This window comes from Acinetobacter sp. IK23 (assembly GCF_035615275.1).
GTDB lineage: Bacteria > Pseudomonadota > Gammaproteobacteria > Pseudomonadales > Moraxellaceae > Acinetobacter > Acinetobacter seifertii.
Genome location: NZ_JANBNX010000008.1, coordinates 143,543 through 153,104 on the forward strand (window position 1 = coordinate 143,543; position 9,562 = coordinate 153,104).

Sequence of the window (9,562 nt, forward strand, 5' to 3'; positions counted from 1 at the left end):
TATCGATTATTTTGAATCATGTTATGTGTGTTATGTCGTATTCATTGAAAATTGTTTTAAATCATGAAGAAGATACCCAGCGTTTAGCTCAGGCATTGGCGCAGCATGTTCAGGCTGGCGTGATTTATCTGATTGGTGATTTGGGTGCCGGTAAAACGACATTAACCCGTTATTTTTTGCAGTCTTTAGGGCATAAAGGCTCGGTTAAAAGTCCTACCTATACACTTGTTGAACCATACAAAATCAATAATAAAGAAATTTTTCATTTTGACTTATATCGTCTGAATGACCCCTACGAACTCGAGTTAATGGGAATCCGTGATTATTTAGACATTCAGGATGCACTATTTTTATTTGAGTGGCCGTCGAAAGGTGGAGATGAAATACCACAGGCAGATATTGTTATTGATATTCAAAAATCAGATGATGAACTCAATCGTTTCGTCACTTTAACTTTACCAACAGAGCATTTGTACCAGACTTTGCAGGAACAGCTTCATGACTGATGAAAAGCTAGCACAACGTCGTATTCATACATTAGACGCCGCGTTAGCCAACCAGATTGCTGCCGGGGAGGTAATTGAGCGTCCTTCATCGGTTGTAAAAGAATTATTAGAAAACTCAATTGATGCGGGTGCAACTGAACTGATTGTGCGGATTGCACAAGGCGGATCAACACTAATCGAGATCATTGACAATGGGCATGGAATACATTCTGATGATTTACCATTGGCAGTAATGCGTCATGCAACAAGTAAAATTAAAACAGCAGAAGATTTACACGCAATCGTCAGTTTAGGTTTTCGTGGTGAAGCGCTTGCTTCTATTGCTGCGGTTTCACGATTAACTTTAACCAGTAGCCAAGATGAAAGCGGAATTGGTCATCAGGTTGAAGTGAATGGTACAGCCTTTGACCACCAACAAGTACAAGCTGTGGCTGCACAAAAGGGCACTCATATTCGAGTTCAGGATTTATTTTTTAACGTTCCTGCTCGCCGTAAATTTTTAAAAAAGCCCACAACTGAATTTGGTCATATTGAAGAAATTGTACGTCGTCTGGCTTTAACACATTTTGATATACGTTTTGTACTCGAGCATAACGATAATATTCGGATTAATTTACCAATAGCAGATAGCGGTGAATTAAGATTTCAGCGTGTACAGCAATTATTAGGTCAACAGTTTGTTCAAAATGCTTACTGGATAGATGCTGACAGTATCAATATGCGTTTGTCGGGTTGGTTAGGACATCCTTCAGATGCACGTGCTCAAGCAGACTTACAATATGTCTATGTAAATGGCCGAATTGTGAAAGATAAAACCATTTCACATGCTTTAAGAATGGCATATGACGGTATTTTACATGGTCATCAGCATTCATCTTATTTACTTTTCTTAGAAGTTGATCCTGAAAATATTGATGTTAACGTTCACCCAACCAAACATGAGATTCGTTTTCTAAATCAACGCGAAGTACATGAGTTTGTAAGACATTATGCTAAAGAAACCCTAGCACAATTTCAGACAGCGAGTGCTGATTTAGCCCAAGCTATGAAGGTGGACGATACTCAGGCCTCATGGGTACAACCTCAGCCTAAATATCAAGAACAATTCACATTACATCGTACAGAGCAAGCTGTTGATACAACAGTAGACAAGCCGAGTAGTTATCAGCCGTCTACTGAACTTTTAACTGATTTTAATGACAGTCGTCCACAAGCTGTTCACTATGCAGAACAAACTCCAAAATATAATGGTTCTGCGCAGTTAAATAACGCATTAAAGACTTACTTAGCACCTTTACGCGATCAACCTACTGCCAATTTTTCAGTTGAGGAAAATATTGAGCCTGTCGCTAAAGTAGATGAATTTCCATTAGGTATTGCCATTGCTCAGCTTCATGGAATTTATATTCTGGCGCAAAATACGGAAGGCTTGATTATTGTTGATATGCATGCAGCACATGAACGTATTTTGCTGCAGCAAATGAAAAATGCTTGGGATAAACCTGAGTTTTGGACATCTCAACAGTTGCTTATACCTAAAGTAATCTCAATTAGTCGTATGCAAGCTGTGCGGGTTGAGGATTTAAAACCTCAGCTTGAACGCTTAGGATTAGAGATCGATCTGTATGGGGACGAGCAAGTAATTGTGCGTGGTGTGCCAGCTATCTTGCAAAAAGCGGATTTTGAAAATCTTATTCCAGAACTTCTAAATGATTTAGATCCAAATGATGAAGCACAAGGGTTATTGCAAAAGCGTGATGAACTGTTAGCTGGTATGGCGTGTCATGGGGCAGTGAGAGCGCACAGACAACTCAGCCTTTCTGAGATGAATGCTTTGCTGCGCCAAATGGAACAAACTGAATTTGCGAGTCAGTGTAATCATGGCCGTCCAACTTGGCGTGCATTTCCATTATCTCAACTAGATAAATTATTTGCTCGAGGAGAGTAGTTTTACATGTCAAATCAATTGCCCGTCATCAATTTAATGGGACCGACTGCAAGCGGAAAAACCGCTTTGGCATGTGAACTTTATGAGCGTGGAAATTTTGAGTTAATTTCAGTTGATTCTGCACTTGTTTATAAAGATATGGATATAGGTACAGCTAAGCCCACTCGTGAAGAGCAGGAGATATATCCACATCATTTGATTGATATTATTACCCCACTTGAAGTTTATTCGGCTGCTCAGTTTGTTGAAGATGCATGTGCTTTAATTGATGAAATGCATTCGCGTGGTAAAACTCCTATTTTGGTAGGAGGAACCATGTTGTATTTCAAGGCGCTCTTGGAAGGCTTATCAAGTAATTTACCAAGTGCTGATGCAAATGTTCGTGCAGCAATTGAAGAAAAGGCAGAAAATGAAGGTTGGGAAGCCGTTTATAATGATTTATTGCTAGTAGATCCAATTGCTGCTGGAAAATTTAAAGTTTCTGATAAGCAAAGAATTATCCGAGCGCTTGAAGTTTATCGTATTACAGGTCAACCAATTACTAAATTGCAGGCTGAGCAACCAAAAAATGTACCATATCGATACATATTTCATAACTATGCTTTGCTTCCAGATCGGTTAGAATTACATCAACGCATTGAGCAAAGATTGAGCAAAATGTGGGATATCGGTTTTTTGAGTGAAGTTGAGTCTCTAATTGAAAAATACGATTTAGATGAAAATTTACCCTCTATGCGTTCAGTTGGTTATCGACAAGCTCTAGAATTTCTATTAAAAAGTGATATGAGTCTCAAAAAAAAGCAGGAAATGGAGGATAAAGCCTTATTTGCAACACGACAACTTGCCAAACGTCAATATACGTGGTTACGTTCTTTGCAAGAAATACACGATTTTAAAACTTACTTGACGATAAAGCAGGCGAAAGAAGACTTGCGAAACTCTTATGGATAAAGCAAAATTTGCACACTGTCTTTTTATAATTTTTAGTTGAAAAATAAAGATAGTTTTTTTGCGCTGATTTAAAAATTTTTTTTTGGAGTTAAAAATGTCTAAAGGTCAAACTTTACAAGATCCGTTCTTAAATTCTCTCCGTAAAGAACGTATCCCAGTTTCTATTTTCCTTGTTAACGGTATTAAATTACAAGGTCATATTGAATCTTTTGACCAATATGTTGTTTTATTAAAAAATACTGTAAGTCAAATGGTTTACAAACACGCTATTTCTACGGTTGTTCCAGCTCGTAACCCTCGTCCAGCAGGTGCACAAGGTGCAGGTTTCCCAGCTCAGGGTGGTAGTCAAGGTGGCTTCGGTGGTCAAGGTACTGGCTTTGGCGGCGGTCAAGGTGGCGGCTTCGGCGGTCAAGGTGGCTTCGGCGGTCAAGGTGGCTTCGGCGGTCAAGGTGGCTTCGGTGGTCAAGCTGGTGGCTTCGGCGGTCAAGGCGGCTTCGGTGGACACCAAGGCGGTTTTGATGGCGATTCTAAATTTGAAGATGGTCAAGAAGACGAAAATAATCGTTAATTGATTACCATAAAAAAACCAGTCATAAACTGACTGGTTTTTTTATGGCTTTAAAAATATAAAAGTAAATTAGCTAGACTTCAGTTCATCTCATTTCTTCAAATTTCGGTTAATTAATTGGTTCTTTGCGAATGATATTAATATTTGCTGCAGCACTGTGCAGTGTTTTGGTGTCCGTGCTGCTAAAAAATTTAAAGAAAAAGGGATACCAGCCCATGCAGATGATTGCATGGAATTATGCAAGTGCAAGCTTGTTATGCTATTGGTGGTTTAAGCCAGATATACAGCATATATCTATACAGAATACGCCTTGGTGGCTAATTTTTGCATTAGGGATCATTCTACCGAGTATTTTTTTGTGTCTTGCAAAATCATTAGAATATGCTGGTATTGTCAAAACTGAAATCGCTCAGCGGCTATCAGTAGTACTTTCTTTGTTAGCAGCTTATTTCTTTTTTCATGAACAGTTTAGTTCTCTTAAATTATTGGGAATAGGTTTAGGAATTTTTGCTGTTTTTTTAATTGTATTTGGACAGTTCAAAGGTTCTTCAGACCATCAATCAAAAAAAGCAATTTTTGCTTTGATGAGTGTTTGGTTTGGTTATGCAGCAGTAGATATATTATTAAAATATACGAGTAGTTTAGGATTACAGTTTACGTTAACTTTGAATCTAATTTTTATAACATCTTTTGTCTTATCAATTATTTATTTATTTTTCCAAAAAAAGTCAGTATGGAATTTTAAAAATACACTGGCTGGATTGTTACTTGGAGTTCTGAATTTTTCAAACATAGCTCTATATGTAAAAGCCCATATTTTACTTAAAGACTCTCCCGCAATTGTCTTTGCAAGCATGAATATTTTAGTCGTGTTGCTTGGCATCGTTTGTGGTGTAGTTTTATATAAAGAAAAATTAAAACTGCCAACCATGTTAGGAACAATTTTAGGAATAAGTGGTCTAGTATGTTTAGCACTTACTATGAAATAGGAGTCCAAAAGAAAGTTCTTTTGAACTCTGCTAAGTTTATAAGTGAGTAAAAATCACATCGTCAGGTAGGCGAGATTTTGGGAGCTTGGCATTAAAATCATTTTCGCTTCTATAGCCAAGTGATACAATGACTGAACTTCGTAAGCCTTTTTCTTTTAGACTAAATTCTTCATTTAAGATATCTTCGTCAAAACCACCCATGGGTGTTGCGTCAATCCCTTCTAATCCAGCTGCAAAAAGTAGTTGCCCTAAAGCAATAAAGGTTTGATTTTCCATCCAACCAAATAAGTTCTTCTGCTCATTGCGATAAAACTCTACATAGCCATGGCGAGTATCTTTTTGGCCGAGTTTTGCTTTTTCATCTTTGAATCGGCCACTTAAATCATCTTGTTCAAGTAACTGGTTTAAAAACTCAGGTGAAATATCTGTTCTTGTACAAAATACGAGTGTATGTGATGACTCAAGGACTTTTGGCGCATTGTAGGCGTAGCGACCTGTTAAGGCCTTAGCAATACGTTCTTTAGCCGCAGGATTGTCAGCAACTAAGAAATGCCAAGGTTGTATATTCACTGAAGAAGGTGTAAAGCGTAAGATTTCTAGTAATTTATCGAATTTTTCTTGAGGAATCTTTTTCTCAGGATCATACGCTTTTGTGGTGTAGCGACTTTTAACCGTATTTAATATATCCATACTTTACTCCATATCAATCTTATTACAATGGAAGGGCTTTAATCTTTGGCATCATACGTGATTTCAGAGAAAAACATCTGCATTTTAATGTGATAAATAAATATAATACTTATATAAATTTCTTACTAATTTATTGAAAATGTTTGAATTAATATCAATTAATCGAAAAAGTAAACTACGAGAAATTAGAATTGTTAAAGCTTTTCTAATTTTTGCATTTGTATTGTGCATTTTAATTTTATATATCGAATATCAAAAGTACGGACATATAAACTGGAAATTTGTATTCATTACCTGTCTATGTATGATCTGGGATTTTGATTTGAATAAACAAGCTAGACATTTGAAAAATAAATAATTATTAATTAATAATACCAATCAGTTAGTTTAATTTGTTTCATATGTGAAGAGGGATCAATTTCTAAAATTTTTGCATGATCTTCACGCCAGTCACCTAGTACAATTCTTTGTTTTTGTTGTATCTCATGAATTGCGGGACGGTGAGTATGACCATGAATAAGTGCATCAACATTTTCTAAAGCAGCAATTACGGCCTGTTCATTCACATCCATAATCTCGTAACTTTTTTGTTGTTTATCAGAATGACTCTTTTTACGAAAACCATTGACCAGTTTTGTACGAAAACTGAGAGGGGTTCGACGTAAAAAAGCCACTAAAAGAGGGTTTCGAATAATTTTTCTAAATCTTTGGTAAGAAATATCATCTATACACAACGCATCACCATGTTCTAAACGATATTGTTGTCCTGAAATATTAAGATAATAAGTATCTGGTAATAGCACACCATTAAACTTATTCAGGAAAACCTGATTTAGAGCAAAGTCACGATTACCGACTTGAAAGTAAACTCGATTACCTTTTTGATTAAATGTTTTTAAAGCTTCGACAATTTCATCGAGCCAAGGGGCTGAATAATCGTCCCCAATCCAAGCATTAAACCAGTCACCTAAAATGTAAAGCTGTGTTTGCTTATTTTGATAATGTATCAACAAATCTAAAAACCCTCGAACGAGTCGAGGGTGTTCAGGTGACAAATGTAAATCTGAAATAAACAAATAGGTCACAGCTTATTCCTAAAATTATTCAGAAATAATTTTAGCAGATTCGATAACAACGTTTTCTAAAGGAACGTCAGCGTGATAACCACGGTTACCTGTACGTACGCCTTTGATTGCTTCTACAACGTCCATACCTTCAACAACTTTACCAAATACAGCATAACCCCAACCTTGAGCAGTTTTTGAAGTATGGTTCAAGAAAGAGTTGTTTTTTACATTGATGAAGAATTGTGCAGAAGCAGAGTGAGGCGCTTGAGTACGTGCCATAGCAATTGTACCAACATCATTGCTTAAGCCGTTGTCAGCTTCGTTTTCAATCGCATCGCGAGTTGCTTTTTCTTTGAAGTTTTCATCCATCCCGCCGCCTTGGATCATGAAACCATCAATGACACGGTGGAAAATAACGCCGTCATAAAAACCGTCACGTACGTATTCTAAAAAGTTTGCTACTGTTTTTGGTGCTTTTTCAGTATTTAGTTCAAGAACAATACGACCTTTATTGGTGTTTAATTCGACTTGAGGAAAACTCATTACATTAATCTCCTAAACATGGGCTTATGACCATGGGTTTTTTGGTTGAGAGAAGCATAAGCAAACTGTAAACTACAAGGCAAGTAAAAAACGTTAAAATCTTTATGAAAAATGAAGATAGCGTTTATTTTTTCGAAATTTTATCTACAAAGAAGTGATTGATACACTATGAAGCCTAATGATGTTGTCTCGAACCTGCCAAACAACCCGACACCGAATACTCATGCCTCTGTCGATTCTGCGCAGCAAGAACAACAGGCTGGATTAGATTTTGTTCGCCAAGTCATTACTGATGATTTGGCTGCCGGACGTGCAAAACAAATCGTAACGCGTTTTCCACCAGAACCAAATGGTTATTTACATATTGGTCACGTAAAAGCAATCTGTCTAAACTTTGGTGTTGCTGAAGAGTTCAATGGCCTTTGTAATTTACGGTTTGACGACACAAACCCAGATGCAGAAGAACAAGAATATGTTGATGGTATTGCCAATGACGTGAAATGGCTTGGTTTTAACTGGAATGGTGAGCCACGCTATGCTTCTGGTTATTTTGATCAGCTTTATGCATGGGCAATTCAGTTAATTGAGCAAGGTGATGCTTATGTTGATTTGCAATCTCCTGAAGAAATTAAGTTAAATCGCGGTAATTTTGTCGAGCCAGGTAAAAATTCTCCATATCGCGATGCTTCTGTAGAAGAGAATCTTGCTCGCTTTGAACAGATGCGCAGTGGTGAACTCAAAGAAGGTGAAGCAGTTCTACGTGCCAAGATTGATATGGCAAGCCCGAACGTGCATATGCGTGACCCGATTTTGTATCGTGTTTTGCATTCAGAGCATCACCAAACTGGTGACAAATGGAAAATTTACCCAATGTATGACTATGCTCATCCATTGTCTGATGCAATTGAAGGAATCACACATTCACTTTGCACATTGGAGTTCCAAGATCACCGTCCATTTTATGATTGGATTGTTGAAAAGGTTAAATCTAAATCTGTTCCACACCAATATGAATCTTCTCGTTTAAACGTAGACTATACGATTACCTCTAAACGTAAATTGCGTAAGCTGGTTGAAGGTGGTTATGTAAACGGTTGGGATGACCCACGTATGCCAACAGTTGTCGGTATGCGCCGTCGTGGCTTTACGCCAGAGGGCTTACGTGATTTCTGTAAACGTGTAGGTGTGTCTAAAACTGACGGTATTGTTGATGTTGCAATGCTTGAGTTCTGCATTCGTCAATCTTTAGAAAATACTGCTGCGCGCGGCATGGCTGTTTTAAGCCCACTTAAAGTGACTTTGACCAATTTACCAGAAGATATGGATCTTACACATGCTCGCCATCCTAATGTGGATATGGGTGACCGTGTAATTCCTTTAACCAAGGAAATCTATATTGACCGCAAAGACTTTGAAGAAGTACCTCCTAAAGGCTTTAAGCGCTTAACAACTGATGGTGAAGTGCGTTTACGCCATGCATACGTCATCAAGTGTGATGAAGTTATTAAGGATGCAAATGGTGAAGTGGTTGAGTTGAAGTGTTCAATTGATCCTGAAACTTTAGGTAAGAACCCTGAAGGCCGTAAAGTAAAAGGCGTAATTCACTGGGTATCTGCGACAAAAGGTATTCCTGCTGAGGTGCGTATTTATGATCGTTTATTTACTGAAGCAGCGCCTGATGCAGATGATGACTTCTTGGCAAACCTTAATCCAGAATCGTTGAAAGTGGTACAGGCTGTGATTGAGCCTGCTTTAGCTCAAGCGAGTCCTGAAGATCGTTTCCAATTTGAACGTGAAGGTTATTTTGTTGCAGATCAACACGATCACACTCCTGAAAAACCAGTCTTTAACCGTGTTCTCGATCTAAAAGATAGCTTTAAGCCTGAGAAAAAGTAAGAGATTAATTATCTCTTACTTTTTCGCAAGATGAACAACATGTTGTGAGTAAATAGAAAATATTAAAAAAGCCCAACTATAACGTTGGGCTTTTTTTCGGAGGTCTTCTCATAATATTCTTTTTCTTTATGATTTCGCTTCCTTGGCAAACAAGCTTAGGTAGGACTAATCACATAAAAATAAAGAACTAATAATAGAAGAAGCATACTTGAAAGCATTAAATAAGTATTGACCGTATTAAAGCTTTTAATAAACTTCCAGATATCCATAGTAAATCAGTGATCCTAGACAGTATCGTGGACAACAAATCCCTCTAAATTCTTAAAATATTTCTTCTCAAAGGCTTCAGGGCTTAACCAGCCATTTGCAGAATGTCTTCTGACCCGATTGTAATAAATCTCAAT

10 protein-coding genes and 1 pseudogene are annotated in these 9,562 nt (G+C 37.4%); 7 read left to right on the plus strand and 4 right to left on the minus strand.

Going from position 1 to position 9,562, the window contains the following annotated elements:
* Positions 1-32: 32 nt before the first annotated feature.
* From tsaE to MSG95_RS08635, 5 genes are all read left to right on the plus strand, one after another.
* Positions 33-506 (plus strand): tRNA (adenosine(37)-N6)-threonylcarbamoyltransferase complex ATPase subunit type 1 TsaE, encoded by a 474-nt coding sequence (gene tsaE, locus MSG95_RS08615; RefSeq protein ID WP_031944951.1) that lies wholly within the window; start codon positions 33-35, stop codon positions 504-506.
* Positions 499-2,454 (plus strand): DNA mismatch repair endonuclease MutL, encoded by a 1,956-nt coding sequence (gene mutL, locus MSG95_RS08620; protein WP_077164683.1) that lies wholly within the window; start codon positions 499-501, stop codon positions 2,452-2,454. Before tsaE ends, mutL begins: the two co-directional genes overlap by 8 nt.
* 6 nt (positions 2,455-2,460) lie before the next feature.
* The gene (gene miaA, locus MSG95_RS08625) at positions 2,461-3,405 is read left to right on the plus strand and encodes a tRNA (adenosine(37)-N6)-dimethylallyltransferase MiaA (RefSeq protein WP_077164684.1); all 945 of its coding nucleotides are present in this window, start codon (positions 2,461-2,463) and stop codon (positions 3,403-3,405) included.
* 94 nt (positions 3,406-3,499) lie between these two features.
* A complete protein-coding gene (gene hfq, locus MSG95_RS08630; RefSeq protein WP_324645021.1) occupies positions 3,500-3,973 on the plus strand; it encodes an RNA chaperone Hfq in 474 nt (157 codons plus the stop codon).
* 131 nt (positions 3,974-4,104) lie between these two features.
* The gene (locus MSG95_RS08635) at positions 4,105-4,962 is read left to right on the plus strand and encodes a DMT family transporter (RefSeq protein ID WP_077164685.1); all 858 of its coding nucleotides are present in this window, start codon (positions 4,105-4,107) and stop codon (positions 4,960-4,962) included.
* 36 nt (positions 4,963-4,998) lie between these two features.
* Here the strand turns inward: MSG95_RS08635 and nfsB are convergent, their stop codons facing one another.
* A complete protein-coding gene (gene nfsB, locus MSG95_RS08640; protein ID WP_019458301.1) occupies positions 4,999-5,652 on the minus strand; it encodes an oxygen-insensitive NAD(P)H nitroreductase in 654 nt (217 codons plus the stop codon).
* Positions 5,653-5,791: 139 nt separating this feature from the next.
* Between nfsB and MSG95_RS08645 the strand changes: the two genes are divergently transcribed.
* Positions 5,792-6,010, plus strand: a complete 219-nt coding sequence (locus MSG95_RS08645) for a hypothetical protein (protein ID WP_077169307.1) — start codon at positions 5,792-5,794, stop codon at positions 6,008-6,010.
* Positions 6,011-6,017: 7 nt separating this feature from the next.
* On the opposite strand, the gene MSG95_RS08650 is transcribed toward MSG95_RS08645, so the two are convergent.
* Together MSG95_RS08650 and MSG95_RS08655 are read right to left on the minus strand one after the other, a co-directional pair.
* Positions 6,018-6,737 (minus strand): UDP-2,3-diacylglucosamine diphosphatase, encoded by a 720-nt coding sequence (locus MSG95_RS08650; protein WP_077164686.1) that lies wholly within the window; start codon positions 6,735-6,737, stop codon positions 6,018-6,020.
* A gap of 15 nt (positions 6,738-6,752) precedes the next feature.
* On the minus strand, positions 6,753-7,262 hold the full coding sequence (locus tag MSG95_RS08655; RefSeq protein WP_004700945.1) for a peptidylprolyl isomerase: 510 nt from the start codon (positions 7,260-7,262) through the stop codon (positions 6,753-6,755).
* 168 nt (positions 7,263-7,430) lie between these two features.
* Here MSG95_RS08655 and MSG95_RS08660 point away from each other — a divergent pair, with 168 nt between their 5' ends.
* Positions 7,431-9,158, plus strand: a complete 1,728-nt coding sequence (locus MSG95_RS08660) for a glutamine--tRNA ligase/YqeY domain fusion protein (RefSeq protein WP_068932973.1) — start codon at positions 7,431-7,433, stop codon at positions 9,156-9,158.
* 284 nt (positions 9,159-9,442) lie between these two features.
* On the opposite strand, the pseudogene MSG95_RS08665 reads toward MSG95_RS08660, so the two are convergent.
* Positions 9,443-9,562, minus strand: a pseudogene (locus MSG95_RS08665) (IS3 family transposase); the annotation flags it as partial.